Annotated in this window: 19 protein-coding genes; 1 reads left to right on the top strand and 18 read right to left on the bottom strand. The window is 47.0% G+C overall.

The window, feature by feature from the left end:
* Nucleotides 1-13: 13 nt before the first annotated feature.
* Both MRJ96_11660 and MRJ96_11655 read right to left on the bottom strand, forming a co-directional pair.
* Nucleotides 14-1,630 carry a hypothetical protein gene (locus MRJ96_11660; protein ID MDR4502096.1) on the bottom strand — a complete coding sequence of 539 codons (1,617 nt, stop codon included), beginning with the start codon at nucleotides 1,628-1,630 and terminating at the stop codon, nucleotides 14-16.
* A gap of 218 nt (nucleotides 1,631-1,848) precedes the next feature.
* Complete coding sequence (locus MRJ96_11655) at nucleotides 1,849-3,261, bottom strand: hypothetical protein (GenBank protein ID MDR4502095.1); 1,413 nt, start codon at nucleotides 3,259-3,261, stop codon at nucleotides 1,849-1,851.
* A 351-nt stretch (nucleotides 3,262-3,612) separates the two neighbouring features.
* Here MRJ96_11655 and MRJ96_11650 point away from each other — a divergent pair, with 351 nt between their 5' ends.
* Nucleotides 3,613-4,698 carry a hypothetical protein gene (locus MRJ96_11650; GenBank protein ID MDR4502094.1) on the top strand — a complete coding sequence of 362 codons (1,086 nt, stop codon included), beginning with the start codon at nucleotides 3,613-3,615 and terminating at the stop codon, nucleotides 4,696-4,698.
* 592 nt (nucleotides 4,699-5,290) lie between these two features.
* Here the strand turns inward: MRJ96_11650 and MRJ96_11645 are convergent.
* The 16 genes from MRJ96_11645 to MRJ96_11570 form a co-directional block, all read right to left on the bottom strand.
* The gene (locus MRJ96_11645) at nucleotides 5,291-6,526 is read right to left on the bottom strand and encodes a DegT/DnrJ/EryC1/StrS family aminotransferase (protein MDR4502093.1); all 1,236 of its coding nucleotides are present in this window, start codon (nucleotides 6,524-6,526) and stop codon (nucleotides 5,291-5,293) included.
* A complete protein-coding gene (locus MRJ96_11640) occupies nucleotides 6,523-7,443 on the bottom strand; it encodes a hypothetical protein (protein ID MDR4502092.1) in 921 nt (306 codons plus the stop codon). Before MRJ96_11640 ends, MRJ96_11645 begins: the two co-directional genes overlap by 4 nt.
* Complete coding sequence (locus MRJ96_11635; protein MDR4502091.1) at nucleotides 7,440-8,297, bottom strand: transketolase; 858 nt, start codon at nucleotides 8,295-8,297, stop codon at nucleotides 7,440-7,442. Before MRJ96_11635 ends, MRJ96_11640 begins: the two co-directional genes overlap by 4 nt.
* A gap of 4 nt (nucleotides 8,298-8,301) precedes the next feature.
* The gene (locus MRJ96_11630) at nucleotides 8,302-9,291 is read right to left on the bottom strand and encodes a GDP-mannose 4,6-dehydratase (GenBank protein ID MDR4502090.1); all 990 of its coding nucleotides are present in this window, start codon (nucleotides 9,289-9,291) and stop codon (nucleotides 8,302-8,304) included.
* 36 nt (nucleotides 9,292-9,327) lie between these two features.
* Complete coding sequence (locus MRJ96_11625) at nucleotides 9,328-9,984, bottom strand: class I SAM-dependent methyltransferase (GenBank protein ID MDR4502089.1); 657 nt, start codon at nucleotides 9,982-9,984, stop codon at nucleotides 9,328-9,330.
* Between the two features lie 21 nt (nucleotides 9,985-10,005).
* Nucleotides 10,006-10,866 (bottom strand): NAD(P)-dependent oxidoreductase, encoded by an 861-nt coding sequence (locus tag MRJ96_11620; protein ID MDR4502088.1) that lies wholly within the window; start codon nucleotides 10,864-10,866, stop codon nucleotides 10,006-10,008.
* The gene (locus tag MRJ96_11615; GenBank protein MDR4502087.1) at nucleotides 10,859-12,175 is read right to left on the bottom strand and encodes a nucleotide sugar dehydrogenase; all 1,317 of its coding nucleotides are present in this window, start codon (nucleotides 12,173-12,175) and stop codon (nucleotides 10,859-10,861) included. The genes MRJ96_11620 and MRJ96_11615 overlap by 8 nt, the downstream gene beginning before the upstream one ends.
* Complete coding sequence (locus MRJ96_11610) at nucleotides 12,172-13,128, bottom strand: Gfo/Idh/MocA family oxidoreductase (GenBank protein ID MDR4502086.1); 957 nt, start codon at nucleotides 13,126-13,128, stop codon at nucleotides 12,172-12,174. The genes MRJ96_11615 and MRJ96_11610 overlap by 4 nt, the downstream gene beginning before the upstream one ends.
* Nucleotides 13,125-14,675 (bottom strand): PfkB family carbohydrate kinase, encoded by a 1,551-nt coding sequence (locus MRJ96_11605; GenBank protein ID MDR4502085.1) that lies wholly within the window; start codon nucleotides 14,673-14,675, stop codon nucleotides 13,125-13,127. The genes MRJ96_11610 and MRJ96_11605 overlap by 4 nt, the downstream gene beginning before the upstream one ends.
* A gap of 5 nt (nucleotides 14,676-14,680) precedes the next feature.
* The gene (locus tag MRJ96_11600; GenBank protein ID MDR4502084.1) at nucleotides 14,681-15,679 is read right to left on the bottom strand and encodes a GDP-mannose 4,6-dehydratase; all 999 of its coding nucleotides are present in this window, start codon (nucleotides 15,677-15,679) and stop codon (nucleotides 14,681-14,683) included.
* On the bottom strand, nucleotides 15,679-16,674 hold the full coding sequence (locus MRJ96_11595; GenBank protein ID MDR4502083.1) for an SDR family oxidoreductase: 996 nt from the start codon (nucleotides 16,672-16,674) through the stop codon (nucleotides 15,679-15,681). The genes MRJ96_11600 and MRJ96_11595 overlap by 1 nt, the downstream gene beginning before the upstream one ends.
* A gap of 34 nt (nucleotides 16,675-16,708) precedes the next feature.
* Nucleotides 16,709-17,452 (bottom strand): transaldolase, encoded by a 744-nt coding sequence (locus MRJ96_11590; GenBank protein ID MDR4502082.1) that lies wholly within the window; start codon nucleotides 17,450-17,452, stop codon nucleotides 16,709-16,711.
* A gap of 20 nt (nucleotides 17,453-17,472) precedes the next feature.
* Complete coding sequence (locus MRJ96_11585; protein ID MDR4502081.1) at nucleotides 17,473-17,973, bottom strand: HAD-IIIA family hydrolase; 501 nt, start codon at nucleotides 17,971-17,973, stop codon at nucleotides 17,473-17,475.
* A gap of 183 nt (nucleotides 17,974-18,156) precedes the next feature.
* A complete protein-coding gene (locus MRJ96_11580) occupies nucleotides 18,157-18,762 on the bottom strand; it encodes an SIS domain-containing protein (GenBank protein MDR4502080.1) in 606 nt (201 codons plus the stop codon).
* Between the two features lie 167 nt (nucleotides 18,763-18,929).
* Nucleotides 18,930-20,720, bottom strand: a complete 1,791-nt coding sequence (locus MRJ96_11575) for a hypothetical protein (protein MDR4502079.1) — start codon at nucleotides 20,718-20,720, stop codon at nucleotides 18,930-18,932.
* Nucleotides 20,720-21,697 (bottom strand): GDP-mannose 4,6-dehydratase, encoded by a 978-nt coding sequence (locus MRJ96_11570; protein ID MDR4502078.1) that lies wholly within the window; start codon nucleotides 21,695-21,697, stop codon nucleotides 20,720-20,722. Before MRJ96_11570 ends, MRJ96_11575 begins: the two co-directional genes overlap by 1 nt.
* Nucleotides 21,698-21,713 lie beyond the last annotated feature (16 nt).

Raw genomic sequence — 21,713 nt, 5'->3', positions numbered from 1 at the left:
ACTACACATGTCGTTACTTACGAACGACAAAGTTATTCATCACCAAAGCATCTAGACCACAACCATAAAATGTCATAAGCGCATCCCGAGGCGACTCCACAATAGGTTGTCCTTTCAAGTTAAAGCTCGTATTCAAAATGACTGGGACGTTAGATTGCTGACTGTAACGTTGAATCAGCTGATGATAGATTTCATTATTGGAACTGCGCACGGTTTGAACACGCGCAGTTCCATCGACGTGGACGACCGCGGCAATATTCGCAGCCTTTTCCTGATTGGCATCCAAGGTGAACGTCATGTAAGGAAAGTCTTCATAACCGTGAGTCTCAAACCAGGTGGAAACATGTTCTTGTAGGACAGAAGGTGCAAAAGGACGAAATTCTTCGCGGTACTTGATACGAGCATTGACAAGATCCCGGATTTCAGTTGATCCACAATTAGATATGATAGAACGATTGCCCAATGCACGAGCACCACATTCTGATCGTCCCTGGTACCACCCCAAGATATTTCCCTGAGCCAACAATTCTGCTCCGACTTCTGTCGGATCATCTATCTCCTCATATTTGCAGCCATTCGCTTCTAACTCGTTACGAATGAGATCATTCGAGTAGCTTGACCCAAGATAAGGATCCCATAGTTGCCAGGGGGAATCCCCTAGCATGACTGCTCCGGAATAGGCACATCCCATCGCTAATCCTCTGTCTGAGGCAACGGGTGGGACATAAATTGTCTCAAATTGACTCTCTTTGAGTAGTCTATGGTTGGCAGAACAATTAAGCGCGACTCCCCCTGCGAAACAAAGATGACGAACATCCGGAACCTGACGACGCAGTTCCGATATGGTGCTGACAAGACATTCTTCCATCACCCATTGCGCGCTACGTGCGACATTTCGGTGAAAATCATCTACAGGTTCATCTGGCCGACGATTCGCACGCCCCAGTAGATCAACCAAATGTTTTGAATACAAGGGCTCAAACGGAGACTTGGGAGTCGGCTCACTTCTAACAAACGACCAGTCAAATTCCCAACCTCCTGGCACTGGATGCAAAACTTTGGAGAGATCAACTGTCGGCCTTCCATAGGGTGCAAGCCCCATCACTTTATACTCATCTCCTTCCTCAAAACCTAGGTAATAGGTCATGAGTGTGTAGAAAAACCCGAGCGATGTCTTTGTTGGAAGTGTTTGTAAAACCTTGATGCCATCTTTCTTACTGGCATGGGCAAATATTCCACATGCCCCATCACCTGCCGCATCAAGCGAGAGACATACAGCTTCATCTAAACCTGATGCGTAGAATGCTGCGGCGACATGAGCCTCTTGGTGATGAATGAGTTCTAGGCGCGGACAAGAGCCAAACATATGGCGTAAGTAATCTCGCCATCGAGACGCAAAGTCATCGTAGGTCACACCCGGGGTCACTATCAGATCAATATCCTCCCATTTGATATTGGCTTGTTCGAGGCATTTTTTGATGGCTCGATGTGGCAGATACCCATAACAAGACTTTATCCGAAGATAACGTTCCTCTTCACACAAGGCCACAATTTTTCCATTGACCGCTAACGCAGCGGAGGGCTCATGTTGTCCGATTGTGACGCCACCATGTAGTCCAAGTACAATCATCGTACTCCTTAATATGAAGATAAGCTCTCAGAAATTCTGACGCTATCCTAATTTGTTTTCCCAGAAAAGGGGGTCCTCAATGCTTGCTCCCGGTATCGCATAAGAGTAGATGATTTCCTCACGACAATGCCTTCCGGAAAATTCAGCTTGCCTGTTCTTGAAGATCATACAATTGGTGCACAGCGATAGAGGGGAAAACTTACGTTTTGCAGCGTGTCCTACAAGTTCCTGATTGGCACTCCGCGAAGCGTCTTCCAAATAATCCCCACACGTCGAAAGATTCTTCCCCAAACTTCTGAGTCTCCACGCATAGCCAACCCCAGTTTCCAAGTGAGTCGTCGCCTGAACATATAAAGATCAGACAGAATCATCCATAGACGTCCAATTGTCACCATCGGGAGAAAACTATAGTAGCGAACATGTTCGTTGAAAGTCTTTGAGGTCTTATGCGATTTTGGGTAACACCCTGCATCGGACTCAGGCAAGTCAGACCTACAATCCCACAGGTAGTGTTGCAAAGTCTGCTGGGCCCGTCGTTCCGTCACTTCCCAATTTGCAGTGAGTTCTTTCGCATGCCATCTCACGGGCAAGAAAAAAATCCGCTGTTTTAATTCGTCAAATATTCCGCTAAGCATGGCTGCTCTAAGAATCCCGCCCTTGACCCATTTTCCTACTACTGGAAGACCTTTAATAGGGTTCGGCCGAGTGGATTGAGCACGATCTTCTGATGGAGCCCAACTCACGAGCATCATTTCATCCGAATCGGTCACAACATAAATATCCTCTGATTGTTTAAAATTTTGATGAATATAGTCTCCATCTAAGGTCCAGACATCGAACACACTCGTATCATGCGTCGAGATTGCCGAATAGTCGCATAAAAATGGAGCCCAACTGAGAGAATGTAGAACAAGTCCATCCTCGCCAGGCACTCGCCACCAGCAAGCACAAGGAAAGCTGGAAAAATAAGGCGCTTCCCACTCGTAGCGTAGAGTTTGACTATGGAAGCTTTGGATTCCTGCTTGAACCATTTGTCGACTTGTCAAGGTTAAAGGAGAATCACACGCATCCTGGCTCTCTTCATCCATAAGATAACCAAACCCCTTAAGTTGCTCAAACCATGACTCCTCACTAAACCGAAGCGCTGCCGTTAACACGACTTTATAGCCAGCTTTGGCACATCTGAGCAATGACAAAACCGTCCCATCAGAGACCATGAGATCCGGTGTGAGAAACACACCACAGGCTCGGTCCTGAAAAGCCAGTTGCGCTGCGAGCTTATGGCCTACGCCCATGTGCTCGCAGCCAGACTTCTCAGGTGGGGCAGGAGGAATTTCGATAAAGTGAGGGGTAATATGCTTTTGTAGTCGCAGAAAAATAGTCGTCTGCGTAAGAGAATTCCAATCTTCCTTCGTCGTGCAAAAGAGAAACTTATGCTGCGACATCGCCCCCAGAGCAGGAAGGTTTTTGGTCGACAGTAAACTCGGCAAACAATAGCGAGTCAAGTATCGAGCAAATTGCTTACCCCAAAACACCACGACAAAATAGAATGGAGGAATATTTTCATTCGAGACAATCGTTCCATCAGGAAGATCATGGGATGATGTCGAAACCACTTGAGACTTAGTCATCTTCTACGCTCCCCTGCGTTGCACGACACTCCCCAACTTATCACGATCACTTAGGTACTCGCGGAAGCTCTTCAAGGACAGTATGACACATGAAATCTTTGACAAGGCATCTTCGGATTGCTAGTCTCAATTATCGACAATAACCTTGACCTGACACATCTTTACCCACGCCATACGGCACGTTCCTGCACAAAATGTTCAGCACAATGTATGCAGCAACAAGATTCTTCACACGCTCGATCCAGCAAAACCGAACTCACAAGCCTTATTGATACCGTACGATCCGAAGGTTTGCAGTGGCTTCTGCGAAGACTTCGCTACCGCACACCACACACGTCACAAGGACGTTCGGTGCATAAAATATGTCGGCAACTCATTGGAGCTACATTGTGGCCCACTCGACACCTTTCACGGAAATATCATCCGGACCTTATGATGAACAATAACACACTCTATGCTTTTTACGACCTTCAAGTCGCTCCAGTGACATACGACGTCAGTTGGTTTGTTGCGTCTGCAGAACTCGCACGACGTCACGCAGGTCTCGAGAACATCCACTTCGTGATCGTTCCCGGCAACTATGATGGCTTTCGAGAGGAACGGGCCCTGTATGAATCCGCCGTGGACACGGAAACGAGACGATGGCGACTGCATAACATCGTGTTGCCAATCTTGACATTCGTCCCTTCATTCGCAGGATATACGCTCCTCCCCTCACGTCAACATGTGCATCAATACCGAACCAGGGCGGGGTCTCACATCTACCCGGAACTCTACGAACCACATTTACCAATCTCGCATCACCCATCAGAACTCTTGAACATCAATCCTGACTCTCCATTTGCCCAAGAAGCGGGATGCCTTCGAAGTCCTGCCCAGGGGATACGCTATGTGACACAATGGTTGACCGCTCGTCTATCTGGCCGAAAATTAATCACGATTACCCTGCGCGATTACTCATTCATGAAAGCACGAAACAGCAACATACACGCATGGATAGAATTTGCGAACCGTCTCGACTCCACACAATTCTTCCCTGTGTTCATCCTTGATACGGAACGGACATTAGATCCCCTTCCTCCAGCACTGACTGCATTCGAGGTGTTTCGGGAAGCTTCATGGAACGTATGGCTACGAATGTCGCTCTATGAAAGCAGTTTCTTGAATCTAGGAATTAATAATGGCCCTTTATTCATGAGTGCACTCAACAGAAGGACGAGACTCCTCATCTTTAAGATCGTGACCCCGTCCGTACCACAAACGACAGAAGAAATTATCTCTAAAATTGGCTTTACAATCGGAGGACAATTGCCGTTTGCTACACGTTTCCAGAGATTAGTCTGGAAGGATGATACACTGGATGTCCTGGAACATGAATTTTACGAAATGGCAACGAATATAGAAAACTCTACGAGACTTGAACAACCAATGCCCTAACCAAAAACAGGGATAATCCCCTGCCATGTTATGTTAAACAAAAATTTACACCCTACGATTAATACACAAACACCGAGGAACTACGACTGTCGCCTTACGCCACCACGGAACCATCATTCGCCGAGTTTCGACTTGAACACTTTACTCACAGCTGATGCTTAATTTCTTGGGTTATGACTTGATGAATTTGTGCCTTCATATGTCTCTCCTGGCAACAATAACTCCTTCTCCGCTTGCTTCATTGCGATAAATCGCTTACGAAGATTGACGAAGTTAAATTTAACGTTCATCGACTCAGTAGACAACCAATCAACTCTTCCTCCTCGATCATCTGTATATATATATCGAATCGTGATGATCCAGCATGGCAGTCATATGCACATTAGCTCGTGGTTTAAATTCTAAAATCTCGTCCAAGTCAAATAAGTACTCCTTCTTTTGAAAGCTATGTAAATTCACCGAAGTTCGTATCGGATCGATCTGTACCTTCGCAAACACGATGATCAAGATCCCCAAAATTCGGATATAACGATAAGCCCCGCATTAATGAGTTGATTGCGACTGCCTTGCGCACGAAACTCTTGCAACCCTCTTACCTTGTAAAGTAACGCTCCACTTTGCAAATGGCAGTCGCGATATCCTCAACCTCTTGTGTTCCATAATTCTCATTCAGGTAGAGATTAAAGGTTTGATCACGAACCCGCTTCGCATTGATCGGTACGAATTCGTCTGACAAATACGAATGCACCCATGGCCAGTCTGAAACAAGATATTCATAATGCGGGCTGAGACCAATTCCCTCTTTTTCCACGGCTGAAGCGAATTCGATCTTACTCACATCAATGAAGTTTTCGTCTACAAAAATTGGGTAGGTAAAGGGAGAATCAGTTGGGGAATATCCATAGGGTCGGCATACTTTCGAGCTCTCGAGCAATTTCGCCGAAATATCGGCGACAAATGAGAGACGCCTCATCATAGTATGTGAAAGACGTTTCAAGGAAGCGAGTCCAATACCACATGAAATTTCATCCGTGTGGAGATTTAACGCTGGAAATAAAAACCCTTTAGGGTTTCGATCATCATAGTCTTTACGCCAGCGCGGCTTGCCTCGATCTGCATACGCCAATGCAAGACGAAATCGTTCGAGATCTCTTGAATACACCACACCACCGGAAGCCCCAGTCATATGGGCCTTCCTGTACATTGTGGAGAATGCGGCAATATCGCCAAACGTACCTACTGGACGACCGAAGATTTTTGCTCCATGAGCCTGGCTACAATCTTCGAGCACGCGAATATTTCTGTTACGCGCTTCTGGGACAATTTTGTCCACTTCACACGCCCGACCAACAGCATGGACGAGGACTACAGCTTTAGTTGCGGGGGTAACGCGTTCAAGAAACTGGTCGACCCCGATATTGTATTCTCCTTGCTTGCTATCCATAAGGCGTGGCGTGAGTCCATTCAAGATGATCGCACTAATGGTCCCTGGGTCTGTGATGGGCGAGACCAACACCTCACTTCCCTTGGCCAATTCTAGAGCCGCGATGGCAACAAATAATGCTGCGGTGCCTGTAGCTACTGCATCGGCATAGCCTCCATCCATCATCGCAACGAATTCGTCAGTGTAAAGTTTTTCAAATGGACCTTGATAACCTGGGTCAACTTTTCGATCACGGTAATAGGCAAGCACTTGCTCAATCATCGCCTTCTCTTCCTCGCCAAGCGCATAGCGAGGAGGCATCGGTGTGACCCGAACTGGAGAGCCACCATACATCGCAAGCTTTGTGTTCGTAAGGATAATGGGAGAGGAACTTGGGCTTGTCATACAAGCCCTAAGCGAGTTGAAATGCTGTGAAGCTCTAAGCCATGCTCTTTGAGTAAATCGGCATGTGTCCCATAACAATGAAGGAATTCGTCACGAAGGGAAAAGGTATCAAGGCGGCACCGTGCTTGTTGTTCCCAAGCAAGCTCTTTGACCTGCCCCCCCAATCCCCCACGAGGCACACATTCCTCAAGTACAATCACCTGATTGTGTTCAGCTAGTACGGAGGTGAGTCCCGTTCGGTCTAATGGCTTTACTGTATGAACCGACACAACTGAGACGGTTTTTCCTTGCTTCTCAAAAGCTTGAGCCAATTGAAACGCTAACTTCATGATTGGCCCATAGCAAAGGATACAGACATCATGGCCTTTTTGTAGAAATCGAATTTTTCCGAATTCCCATGGATCGCTCACGTGCGATGTAAAGTCAGGCTCTCCTGCTTTTCCAAGCCGCAAATATACAGGACCTCGCGTCTGCTCCGTGCACCAGAGAGTCGCTGCCCGGGTTTCTTCCGGATCACAGGGAGCAATGATGGACATATTGGGAATCGCACCTGCCACTGCGACATCTTCCATTGCATGATGCGTACTCCCCAAGGTGGAATAGGTCACACCTCCTCCAATGCCGACGATCGTGACAGGAAGATTTTGATAACACAGGTCGTCTCGAACAAACTCAAATGGACGAAATAAGGTAAATGTAGCAATGGTATACGCAAACGGACGAAGACCTCTTAACGCCATTCCCGCACACATGCCAATCATAATTTGCTCGGATACTCCAGTATTCACAAACCGGGCAGGAAAATCTTCGCGAAATTTTTGTATGGATCCCGCCGGAGAAATATCCGCGACGACCACCGACAAACGAGCATCTTTTTTCCCTGCCTCATAAAAGGTACTCGCAAATGTGTTTCTCATTCACTGACCTCTGCAAGCTCGGATAATGCCTGGGCATACTCTTCTGGATTGGGAGAGCGATAATGCCAAATGGGAATATGCTCCATAAATGACACTCCCTTGCCCTTCACGGTTTTCCCAACCAGCATATATGGTTGCTTTCCAGTACGACTTTTCACCGCTTGCACGATAGATGCACTATCGTGTCCATTGACTTCGACCGCTTCCCAACCAAAGGCACGAATCTTGTCCAAAACTGGATAAAAAGCCGGATGTCCATCGCTCATGCGAGCAAGTCCACCAAAGTCGTTGAGATCGACGAAGGCAACAAGGTTTCGTAATTTTAAATTGGCAGCCATCATCATCGCTTCCCACGTTGAGCCTTCTTGTAACTCACCATCCGAGATCAAAACGAAGGTCGAGCGATCATCATCTTTAATTTGATCAGCATACGCCATGCCAGTCGCAATCCCCATACCATGACCAAGTGAACCTGTGGAAGCTTCAATGCCCGGAACTCCATAATCAGGATGGGCGCCTAATTGTCCAATCGGAGTACAATATTCTTCGAGATCTGTTCGGGACAGCACACCAATATCTTCTAATACGACGTATTGCGAGAGACATCCGTGGCCCTTCGACATAAGAAAACTATCACGGTAAACCAGCTGACCCGCTTGAGAGTCAGGCCGCATCAGTTGATGATAAATCACATCAACCATCTCAAGACAAGAAAATGCAGGGGCGACGTGTAAAGCCGTCACTTGTTGTGAAATTTCAAGGATTCGCCGTCGATACATCAAACACCGCTTACGAGCCGTCGAGACATCAAACGTGTCTAACACAGAATCATGGGCCGTTTGTACACTAGTCATAACGTCATCCTCTCAACACATAATCCATTGGCCAATTTTTCAGTTGATCGAGGTATTTTCTTCCCCAGGCCACCATTTCTCGAAGACCTTCATCAAGATCGATTTCGGCTTCCCATCCTACATCTCGCTTAATAGCGCCGGAATCTAACCAATAGCGCGAGTCCTGCCCAAGTCGATCTTCGGTCACTTCACAAAGTTCGTCGAACTTCATGTCCAAAGCATTCGCTGTTTTTTCCACTAACGTCCGAATGGCCGTTGGTTGAAGCGGACCCGCATTGTAGGTTGTTCCCAGTGGAGCTTTTTCAGAAACCAAGTGAATCGCTCGGCCTAAGTCGCGTGCGTGAATGTAGGATTTTTCTGCTTTTCCTCCCCCATGAAGCGGTAACTTTTTCTTTAACAGGCCACTAATCACAGCTCGTGGAACAACACGGTGCAGCAACTGTCCTGGACAATACGCATTCGACGGTCGAATGATGTTCATCGGAAATTTTAAAAATTTATGCACAGACATTAAGTACATATCGAAGGCCACTTTCGATGCAGCATACGGACTCGTCGGCTTGATTGGTTCGTCTTCTTTCGTGGCGTGTGTCACCGACCCGTACATCTCCGATGTGCCAATCTGAATAAATCGTTCAAGCCAGGACCGTTTCATGAGTTCCTCCGCAAGCCGAGCGAGGCCCATGGAATTGGTTTCAAAAAATCGCCACGAGTGTTTCCAGGAAACAGCGCCCTCTCCTTGCGCAGCATAATTGACGATTACTTCCGGCTTCTCCTTATCGAGTAATTCTAACAAGAGATCTAATTCGTACGTGACATGATAGGCATGATAGGAATACTTTGGATGTTTCTCAACGTTTAAGGAAAACGGCTCTGGCCTCAAGGGATTCCGACCAATTCCAATTACTTTTTTGACATCAGCCTGCTCCATTAAGTACAAAGCCGTATGAATGCCGAATGATCCACCTCCTCCAAGAACCGCATACGTTTTCATAAATGTCTCTCCAAATAAACCTTCAAAAAATACTGCTTACTCCACTATTGTCCAGTTCCAATCTCCCGTAAAATTCGCCTCCTGAAATACTGAAATCCACCCATCAGGATAATCATGAAACTTGGCCGTCAGCACCCAAGAAAGAAAAATCTCCCGCTGCTCCGCTGTCCGATACGAATCGACCTGAATAAATCCTCTCCCTGGCGCCAATCGCTCTATCTCTGCAATGGCCGTGACGGCTTCAGTTCGATCCAGGTTATGAATCGTATTGAGCGAAATGACCGCATCAAAACTTTTGTCAGGAAAGGGAAGTCGTTTTGCATTACCCAAATGAAGCCGGCCTATAATTTCAGGCTCACAATGCATCAACGCGTACTCAGAGATATCGATGCCAAACACATCTAATCCCGGGCAGACCTTCATAAGATCCTTGACTAAAAATCCTTTTGCGCACCCCACATCAAGAACTCGGTCTCCAGCCTTGAGCCCAAAGTGTTTCACCATGTCTTCAGCTACAGGAATCCACCGACCATCATATCGATACCCTCCATATCCTAATTCTCGTGGACCATCAAAATACTGCGCTCCATACTCACGAGCAATCGCGATATTTTCAGATGTCTGTGCATCTTGACGCTTTTGTATATTGCGCTTCGTGTTTGGCAACTTTTCTAGTAGATTAATTTCTGCCATGATGACGCCACTTCACCTGTTCTAAGAAACTTGAAGAAGCCCGTCTGCCAATGATGTAAACCGAAACGTGGGAAATGCCTTTAGACAATTTGCTGTATTAAAAAATCGATGCAGAAGATGCGGTCGAGGTCCGGGGCGAGGCTGACTGACCACACAACCTCCATACTGCTTGGCAATCATCGTCGCGATATCAGAAAAAGAAGTGGATACTCCAGTCACCACATTTAAGGAGCCCTTACTGCGGTGCGCCAGTGTGAGTGATGCAAGCTTGGCGACATCATCAACTAAGACGTGGTCTCGCTGTTCTTCGCCTTCACCAAAAATCTGAATAGGTTCGCCTTTCTCTGCCTGCCGCCGAAATCGATTCGGACCATATCCGTTGTGAGGATCCGCTTTCCCATAGATTAGCGTGGGCCGAAGGCAAGCCACAGGCGCAGCGGTTGACGACTTCAACATCAACTCACGGGCAGCGTGCATCATGCCATGAAGAGTCGTCGGGGCCATCGAGGAATCTTCGTCTACCGGATTCGCCTCATCCGCATACACCGCATCAGAACTGATATACAGAAGATGAGCCATTTCCAGAGAACTTACAACTTTGCACACCGGTTCAATCATCCGTAGATTATCCATTAACATCGTGACCGTCTTGGCCGGGGCTTGTGCTGAGACGAGAACGACACTGTCGCCCGGCTGTAAAGTTTCACGAAGTTTTTGCGCGGCATCATTTGCAAGTAAATCGACGGTCGACCGCCCGATCGGCAAAACCGATACCCCTTCAACCGTTAATTGTTTGATGATGGCTCCTCCGACAAACCCCCCAGCGCCGATCACCACGACCCGTTGAGGCATGACTGGATGCGCATAAAGATGTTCAAGCATAAAGAGTTTTTTGGACCTCCACTGGTCCAGGAACGACACGTCGTGGCTCACGACCAAGTGTGAAATAATTTAAGCCAGCCTTGAAGCAAGCGTCCGCATCCAAGACTTGAAAAGGATCGATCACCGTCCGTCCAGACATCGCTTCGGCCATCTGAACGGGATCCAGAACGTGAAACTCTTGCCAAGGCGTCATGATCATCACCACATCCGCGTCGTGTATGGCTTCAAACGCCGAAGCCGTTTTGGTCATGCGAGGATGTTCCAGCTGAGAAACCGAGACAACGGGATCAAAGACCTTCACCGTTAGATGACCAATATGCCTGAGTAAATGAATCGACGGTGAATTCTTAATCGAGTGAGTGTTTTCTTTGTATGCCAGTCCAAGGATGGCCGCGTGCGCATCAGGATCCTGCTGCAGGACTTCAGCCTGTAATGTTCGAAGCACCCAATCTCGTCGATATTGACTATTATGGATCCAGCTTCGTACAACGGTTGTATCGGTACCAAAATTACCAGAGAGACGACAGACCGTGGCCAGGTCTCGTTCTAAATTTCCGCCGGCAATCCCAAGACCCGGCTTCAAGTAGGCATGGGGGCCAATCCGCTTGTCAAGCTTTAAGGCTGGGACGATCTCACTCCAATCTGCCTCGATGTTCTCACAGAGTTCCGAGAGAGTATTCGCCACGCTCACCATAGAAACAAGACAACAATTAATCGAAATTTTCGCTAATTCAGCGCTGGAATACCGCATCTGGAGAATTGGGCAGTTGAACGATTCCAAAAACACTCGATAGGCCTGGGGTAGTCGATCCTGTGGTTGATGACAACCAATAATAAACCGTTCCGGATACATCGCTCGCTCGACAGCGCAGCCAAAGATGAGCGTTTCAACCTGATAATACAACTGATATTTGGGCAGGGGGACCTTGTCAGAATATCCTGGAGGTACCTGGCATAAGATCACGAGAGTTGCAGTTGGAGAAAGACATGGAATAGTCAGCGCAATGAGTTGATCGATCTCGGATAAATCGCTTTGCCCTTGGTCATCCGTCGCTACATCGGCCGAGATATACACGACCTCGCATTTCCGAATAGCAGTCGGATCCGCAGTATAGGTGAGATTTGCTCGATGCAATTCAAGCAACTCTGACAATCCTGGCTCAACGACATGGACTTGACCAGCATTTAATTGATCGATCAGGCGAGTGGCAGGATCGAAACACACAGTATTGAACCCATGCGCCGCTGATGCCGCAGCGGAGTTCACGCCCAAATGCGTCATGCCAATGTATCCAATGGTCGGTTTCATGGTATACCCAATTTTTCTAGAGCTTCACTTCCGAGTTTCCCCAACATATGATTGAGCCAGATATCAGTAGATAAGTCGGTGGGCTTCTTCTTGTGACACAACGACTTAAAATACTCGTACTCGAGTTCCCAAGTGGGGTCATCTTGTGTCAATGTGACTGATTCTTCTGGTGGTCGACCACTGGGCAAGACCCTCGTCCGAACCGTACATGTCGTCGGACCCCATTTGCATAATGAACGAATGTGCGCGCTGCCCTTCTCTGCAAACAGGTCACACGTAAAATGGTTGCGCCAACTAAGCAAGGTCATTTCTAGTTCAATTTGTGGAATGGTGTTGTTCGATCGCACAATCACATGATCTGGGGCCTGATTTTCAAAACAGTTGACCGATTGCACATAAAACGTCCCTCCGGGATCACCAAACCAAAACTTAATCGTATCTAGCAGATGGGAACCAAGATCAGGTAGCACGCCAGCCCCCTGGTCCCGCCACCGCGACTCTTTGACAAGCCGCGCCGTTCCATTTCCATAGAACATACGACAATGAAAAAGGGGGCCAAGCACTCCCGAATCTATGATATTGCGCAGCCGAACAAAATGAGGTTCAAAACGATGATTATAAGCCGTGTAGCACACCACACCGTTGCGTTTTGCAAGACAATCGAGCTCCTGAATGAATACATCGTCTTTTGCCCATAGGGGTTTTTCAACCAGCACATGTTTCTGATTTCGAATGAGATAGGAAAGGACGTCAATTTTCGGTTCATCCGGTATACAGACTAACGCCGCATCGTAGAGAGAAAGAGGAACTTCTTCGACCGTTCGATACTCCGCCTCAGAATTGACAGGATCAACGGCCACAACAAAATCGTCTTTGGCAAACTGTCGGCGTTTATGGCCCTGTACGCCTAATCCAACGACTATGGATCGCATCGCAGCTTTGATTGCACTCACGCGAAATGAGCCTCGCGTTCAGCCAAATCAATTTTCACCATCACATCTTCAGGCGTTATTGGAACGTTGCCATCTTTTTCACATTCACAAGCTGCGGCCATCGACCCCAAGATGGTAGCAATCGTCTCTGATTTGGTCGCAACCATCGCCAGCGTGGCATAGGCCAACAACGCATCCCCTGCTCCAACGGCATCAACTAAACGTTCTACAAAACTATCCACGACAAAATATGAATCTAATGCTTCATGATTTCCTCCTCGGCACGTCAGCACGCCCCGATCTCCAAGCTTCAAGATTAACAATTTACATTGTGCATCTTGATACAGGCGGGCGGCCAAAAATCGCACGCCGGAATCTTGATCTGCCAAGGCAAATCTGGCTTCTCGTTCATTTGGCGTGATCAAGTCAAAGTTTTGGAATTCCGTGATATTGCCCCACCGACTGGCCACTTGGCTATCGGCCACACGATAGGCTTCTTTCGGAAGTGCATCAATAAGTCTAGGAATGGTACGTCGATTAAAAATTCCGTGACGAAAATCACTAAATACGACCGCGTCACACGAGGTACGAGAAATTGTGTCTGCCAACTGTTCTACGATTTCATCCGAGATAGATCTGTTGTCGACGGTATCCACTTTGAGTAACCGATAACCTTCCGCAACTATCGCATTTTTATTCGTCGTCGGCCTGGTCGAATCAATGATCGGACAACAGTCTATTCCGCTACGCTTTACCCCGTCTAAAACAAAATCTTTGAGAAAGTCATCTCCTAATATCGTAGAAAAAATAACTTTACCCCCAGCTGCTCGTAGATGTTTTGCCACAATCCCCGCACCACCAATGTAGTCAGTTCGACCTTCAAATAAGACACTCATCGTTGGCGTCTTGGTCTGACCTCCAACCATGGCGGTTTGCGTGTAGCTATCCACAATCGTGTCTCCCACGACATGGACGCGTCTTCCCCGAAAGCTATCCAAACTCTTTCTAAGCGCATCAAATGTGACTTTCTCAGCTTCCATAAGGGTCAAAAGTTTTTCGATATTAATCCGAGGTGGAGCCAGATCAATGAGTTTGGTAGACGAATACACCACATCTCCAGGAGTAAAAATCATACTCCCTCCATACGAACGAAGCGCTTCAACTTCCTCCTCAGTTTTCGGATGCACTCCCTTGGCATTATACTCATAGCCTTTTGCGAAAAAATCAGGTTGGAGACGAAGGATGTTATCAATCGGAGTTGGCTCAGAATCAATAAGGACATAGTCAACTATTTCAAAAGCCGCTAAATTTAACGCTCGTAAGTCTTGGGGGACGTAAGGGCGATGCTGCCCTTTGGAAATATGAACATCTGCGGTAAGGCTCGCAATTAGCACAGACGCTTTGCTTTTCGCATAAATGAGATGACGAAGGTGACCCGGATGAACCACATCAAAGACTCCATGACACATAATGACTTTTTTTCGACGGGGCCGCGGTCCAATAGCTCTCTTTAACCCATCGACACTCTTGATCTTATGACGATACTTTTTTGTCAGAGACGCCATCATGATTTTTATGCCTCTCCGAGATAGCGAAACCAAGTTTGTGTCGCTAGACTAATGGAGTCAGGATCCCATAAAGGAGCATCTCTCCAATAATCAATCGATGCAAGAATACGATGGACGCCTTCTTCAAACGACACAAGAGGTTTCCACCGAAGCTCTCGCTGAATCTTGCCAATATTGGCCCAAGTACAGTCAGGCTCTCCAGGACGTTTGGGAAGATAAACTACATCCCCTTCAAGCAATTCAACAAGTCGGTTGACCGATTGAGGATTCCCGGCCCCTAGGTTCCAATATTCCCCGCATAGCTCTGTCATTCCAGCTAATCGAAACGCTTCTGCAACATCAGTCACGTACAGAAAATCTCTAGTTTGACTACCATCACCTACGACCGTAAAGGGCTTGCCGGCCAGTTTTTGCCTGAGAAAAACTCCAAAGACAGCTCCATAGGCACCTGAGGTCCGAGAACGAGTTCCATAGGCATTAAAGATCCGAATAGAATTCACGGGTAATCGATAGACCTTACCCCAATGAAACACAGCCATCTCGCCAAGATACTTGCTTAACGCATAAGGATATTGAGGAGAAATATCATGCGTCTCATCTGTGGGGACCTGCGCAATTCCATAACAAGATGACGAAGCTGCATACACGAATTTTTTAACGCCAACATGACGCGCACCTTCAAGAACTCGAACAGTCCCTTGCACGTTCGTCGACAGATACTCAGTTGGTTGTTCGATGGAAGGAACAATATCTCCGATGCCTGCAAAGTGAAACACGTGCGTGACGTCACTGAACACTGAATCCTTTTGGTCAAGTGAGCGAATATCGCGCTCGTCAAGGACAAGGGCAGGATTACGTTCATGATGCACAAGATTAGCTCGTCGACCTCCAACCATATTATCAATAGCACGGACCTGGAATTCATGCTCGAGCAGTCGATCAACCATATGGCTCCCGATGAACCCAGCTCCTCCTGTCACGATAGCACAAGGTTGTTTTGACATCAGCAAGCCCGAGTACGTTTGAGAACCTTCACATTATAGTACTGGTCATCCGTCATGCTATTGGGAAGTTTTCCAGCTTTAAATGCGGCACACAGATCGCGCACGGCGACTTCGATTCCCCGCTTGGGTCGAAACCCAAGCTTTTCGGTGATTTTTTCGGAAGTGATACGATACGAACGATTATCGTTCGATGGCGTCGTCACAATCGGGATATCCTCTTTTTCAGGAAACTCCTCTTCAACCACCTTTTTGACAATATCCGCAATCTCTTTGATCGTCTGATTCTGATAGCCTGCGTTAAATGTCTCACCAGCGATCTTTGCATCGGGCAACTCAAGAAGCAATCGATACAAATCGCACATGTCCTGAATATGCAGATTTGGTCTTTGTTGTTCGCCACCAAATACGGTCACCTTATTATTATTGACAGCATGGTTAGTAAGAATATTCACTGACAAATCAAGACGCTGACGAGGGCTGTATCCACAGATAGTGGCGGGTCTGATCGTGACACAAACAAAATTTTTCGCTTGATGTTTGAACAGCAGTGGCTCACAAAGACCTTTGAACTTGTTGTATAATGTCAATGGAACTAGAGGATGTTCTTCTGTTACGCGAGGAGACTCGGAATACCCATACACCGAAGAAGAGGAGGCGTAGATAAAGCGTTTGACACCCTGCTCCTTCGCGGCCATAACTAAAGGCTCAAAACATCTATAGTTGATTTGTTCGCTCAACTGTTCATCTAATTCGAAACCCGCATCATTAGAAATGCAGGCCAAATGAATCACAGATTCAACTCCACTACACGCTTCCCGAAAGGTCTTCGTATCCCGGATATCGGCTTTGAGAATTCGTAACCCTTCTTGAGGTAAGAGTTCACACCCGTACAGCATACTGTCATAGACGGTGACCTGATACCCAGTCTCCACTAGTTGAGGGACAAGGAGAGTACCGACGTATCCAGCTCCCCCCGTGACTAAGACATGTTTCATAATCAATGGCTCCTAATTTTGCCTTTACCGTAACTCAAACGGAGATAGGCTGACAGGCTTCAACGATGCTAAAACCGGCGGCGGCAGCGTCTTTATAGAACATCTGTACCGTCTCCAGAGAATACTCAGTATGATCTTTTCCGAGCAGAAACAATTTTTTCAAAATGTCATTTGTCGCGGTCAGGATATGGCAGCCAGCCTGATCAGCTTGAACGATATTAAGAACCTCTCGCGGACTCGCCCACAGGAGTTCAGCCTGTGGTTTGCCGTTCATCATTCTGACCGCTTCACACATGATTGGAATAGGATCTATTCCCGTGTCGGCGATACGACCAGCAAAGACAGAGATGATGATCGGAGTATCAGCATCAATGCAATCGACAATGGACTGCACTTGATCCAGTGTCATCACAGCCGTGACATTGAGCTGAACACCATTTTTGTTGAGTCGTCTAATCAACGGACCGCTAAATTGACGCTTTGTGTTCGTCACGGGAACTTTCACATTGACATTTTTCCCCCAAGAAGCAATCTCCATGGCCTGCCGTTCCATTTCATCGAAATCATCAGCAAATACCTCAAAGGAGACTGGCAAATCAGGGACAACAGAGAGAACCTCATGTGCAAATGCTTGGTAGTCCACCACCCCAGCTTTGCGCATTAATGTTGGATTCGTCGTAAATCCCTTGATACATGGATTACCGGCCATGACTTTAATGCTGTCCAAATCTGCTCCGTCAGCAAAAATCTTTAGCTTCAATTCAGATAGGTTAGGCATGAACCTCTCCTCCCTTTAGGTTAAGTGCCGGCGTGACGAAGAATTATGGGAACTGCTTCCGTGAGCCCCTCGCATACCGCATCTGGTTTATCCCGTAGCTGTTCTGTATAGCCTCGATCGATGAAAATCGTGTAACACCCAGCCGCTCGGCCACAACCAACATCTCTCCAACGATCCCCAACCATAAAGCTCTGCTTCAGATCAATGTTAAACTCACGAGCCGACTCTATTAACATTCCTGGATTGGGCTTATAGCACCTACTCCCGGACTCTTCCGTTTCATAACAGACCTTCACCGCCTGCAACGGGAGCGTTTCCTGCAAAATCTGATGCATTTTCTCGACATCTTCCTTCAAGATTAGCCCACGCGCGACGTCCGGTTGATTGGTTGCAATGATCAGAAGAAAGCCCTCTTGATGCAATGCTTGTAACGCTTCAGGAACACCGGGAAAAATTTTGAACTCCTCAATGGATGTAGGAGCAAAAGGTCTTCCTTGCCGTATAATTGGATGATTAATCACACCATCACGATCAAGAAAAACTGCCTTCTGCATAGGTGTATAGATACATAGATACCCACGCCTTTACGGACGTGGTACTTGAAGAATTCAAGCTACGCTTGTCCAGTGCCCCTGAATCGGAGGCACTGGACCTTGCTCTCATTCACGCCCTTCCAGACGGGGAGTTCTTGCTTACTTAAAAGACTATGCCCCTTGCACAGCCGTTTCCCATTTCGTTCCACGTATCTGCAACTTTGGGTGGGAAACAAGACAATGCCAAACAATCGCATGAAACGCCTCTGTATGTGGAGTGATATGATCATGATTGACAGTCGGAATCACGACCACACAATCACCAACTTCTTTAGTATACCCGCCCTGACGGCCCACCACTCCAAAGATTTTCAGTCCTCTTTTTTTTGTTTCATCAAGAGCGCGAATCAAATTAACGCTCACATTATGCTCAGCATCCCCCCCACCAACTGAGAACACGAAAAGCGCATCGCTAGAATTCGCCCGACTCACCTTCAACCATTCGACAAACACCGTTTCCCATCCTTCGTCATTGGTTCGTGCGGTCAATTCAGAAACATTATCGACAGGGGTATAGGCCTCTATGCCGCATAACTTACGAAAATCATTTACGGCATGACTACAATTGGCTGCACTCCCGCCGACACCTAGCAAAAAGAGACGTCCGTTTCGTTCACGAAGGTGAGCTAATTCTTCAGCCATGCCATTCACTTTTTCAGCATCTAATTGCTCAAGTATTCGACCAGCTTCCTCAAAATATTGTTCGACATGCGACATAATTTTTGGTTCCTCCCCGCTACAATCTGGCACTTTCAGTATACTGACACAGAATATGCGCCCTTAATAATGGAACAAGCAAGACGAGTCAAGAACATTACAATAGCTTGTTTGACCTTTGGGTCACCACCCCTTAGTAGGGGGCCATAGCCTCCTTCGACCGTTGTCTACTGGGCCAATAGAGGTTCCATTAACGTCACAGTCTTTGGCATGACCTTGACTGTTACCCCAGAGTTTTTACAGTCTCGATAAACTCGCATAAACGTATGGTGATCTGCTGAAGGAATTGCAATCAGAATCTCTTGAACATTATGGTCCCTGACGATCGAATGAAGCATTGCTCTTGATCCAAAGATGCGAAGACCATGGATACTTCGCCCAACTTTTTGAGGGTCATCATCGAGAAACCCTACAGGGCGATAGCCGAGCTGAGGATTATTTTTCAGTTCACGTAATGCAATTTCCCCTGCATCACCAGCCCCAACTATCAGTAAACGTTTTCCCGTTTGTTCAGCAAAAGTTCCTAGATATTCCTCAAACATTCTGATTAAGACCCGAACGCCACTCACCATCAATAACAACACCATCCAATCAATCACAAAAACTGAACGAGGATAACCTTCAAACCGAAAGAGCATAGTGATGACCACTACACCTAGTAACGAACTCAGACTTACGGCTTTAATGATACTGATAATATCCTGCATGCCTACATATCGCCATAACCCTCGGTACAGTCCAAAATAAAAAAAGGCTCCGAGTTTTAATGGAATCAATATGGGCAAAGCGCTTGCAATCGCAGGTATGTATTCAGATGGCATACCATCGAATCGAATGAGAAAGGCGATCGTAAAAGCAAGTCCAATGAGCAAACAGTCAACTACAACTTCCCCTACACGCTTTTTATGCATGAGGAACAGTTTCAATCCTAGTCCTGGCGTGGCTTGAACCATATCATGCGCCATTTTCCCGTAAGATATGAACCCGCTCAAAAACACTCCAAAATACCAAAACACAATGACAAACAAAATCCCCAGGATTGATGGATATAACATACTATACTTCAAACCTAGTAAAGCCAAGGTACCACAAATCATACTCATTAAATAAAAAAGTAAAACTGTTGCTCGTTCTGAAAGACCAAAAGCCACTAGCCCATGAGATGTGTGGTCTTTTCCTCCCTTCGAAATCGGTCGATCGTTAAAGAACCGAATGAGAGAAACAAATGCCGTATCAAAAATCGGAACCGCGAGCACTAACACGGGAATTAAAAGCGCAAACATCACACTCGTGGCATTCTCCCATTGGCCCAAAAGCGCCAAAAACGACAAGGTAAAACCTAGGAGTAAACTTCCCGAATCTCCCATGAAAATTTTGGCCGGCGGAAAGTTAAACCACAAAAATCCAAGCGCGGCTCCCATGAGACTCGCCGCCCCCAGTACCAAGGGAGCATTGTCGGTTATCAGTCCAGCTAACAGCAAACAAAATGCCGCGATACACCCTGTCCCAGCTGAAAGACCATCCATGTTATCAAGGAGATTAAAAGCATTGGTCACTCCGACGATCCACACTAAGGCTAAGGCAAGAGAATATAACGACCAGCTAAAGAGGCCCAGGACCTGTCCACCGGCAATCACCACACAGGCTGCCACAATTTGCCCCAGGAGTTTCGAGTAGGGTTTGAGATGAAGAAGGTCATCAATAAAACCAACGCCACTGATGAGCAAAGCGCCAAAGAGCAGAAGCTGCAGTGCCGGAAATTCGCTCGCAAAAAACAGCAGAGGAATCAGAAAAGCAAAGAATATTCCAATGCCTCCTAACAAAGCAGTCGGAGTTCTATGCCAACGATCACTCTGAGGATGAGCGACGTAGCCCTGTCGAATAGCAATGGTTCGAATGAGCGGGGTGAACACGAAGACTAATACCAACGCCAGAGCAAAGACGATAAGAGGTGACATTACTTAGCGGCTAATTCCCTCTGTTTCGTACATTCAATAACTTCCCGAACGATTCCATGCAGATCGAGAGTTGGGGCGTATCCTATCAGAGTTTGAATTTTCCTTAAGGACGGCACTCGTCTTTCCATATCTTCAAAACCTGACTCATACGCCTGATCATAGGGTGTAAATTGAATTTCGGATGCCGAGCCAGTCATTTCCTTAATCAGCAAAGCTAGCTCCAAAATCCTGACCTCCTGCGTACTGCCAATGTTATAGATTTCTCCGACGGCCTCTGGACGACAGCTGAGTTGAATCAGAGCGTTCACGACATCCCCAACCCATGTAAAACACCGGCTCTGCTTCCCCGTTCCAAATACTGTCAACGGGAGACCGACGAGTGCCTGCTGAATGAAACGAGGTATCACCATCCCATATTGCCCAGTCTGCCTCGGTCCAACCGTATTGAATAATCGCACGATAATGGTCGGAACTTGCTTTTCTTTCCAATACGCTAATGCTAAAAATTCATCCAAAGCTTTAGAGCAGGCATAACTCCAACGTCCTTTGGTGGTCGTTCCCATAACCAAGTCTCCATCCTCGCAAAACGGGATCGAAGCGGATTTCCCGTATACTTCGCTCGTGGACGCGATCACGACCGTTTTTTTCTTTTTACTCGCCAAATCCAAGACGACTTCTGTACCCTTGACATTGGTTTCTATCGTACGAACTGGGCTCTCGACTATAAGCCTAACGCCCACCGCAGCAGCAAGATGAAAAATACAATCTGCGTGATCCACAAGCTCTGCCATGACAGATCGATTCATCACCGTATCAAAGGTACAGTGAAATCGAGGATGAGATTGGAGTGGCTCAATATTTTCCACACTGCCAGTTGAGAGGTCATCGATAATAAATACTTCGTCTCCACGTTGGATCATAGCTTCGGCTAAATGAGAACCAATAAACCCGGCTCCACCAGTGATGAGAACTCTCACAAATAGACCTCCATCA

It is taken from the genome of Nitrospirales bacterium, assembly GCA_031315865.1.
Classification (GTDB): domain Bacteria; phylum Nitrospirota; class Nitrospiria; order Nitrospirales; family UBA8639; genus JAGQKC01.
This window is presented reverse-complemented; position numbering and strand designations above follow the sequence as displayed.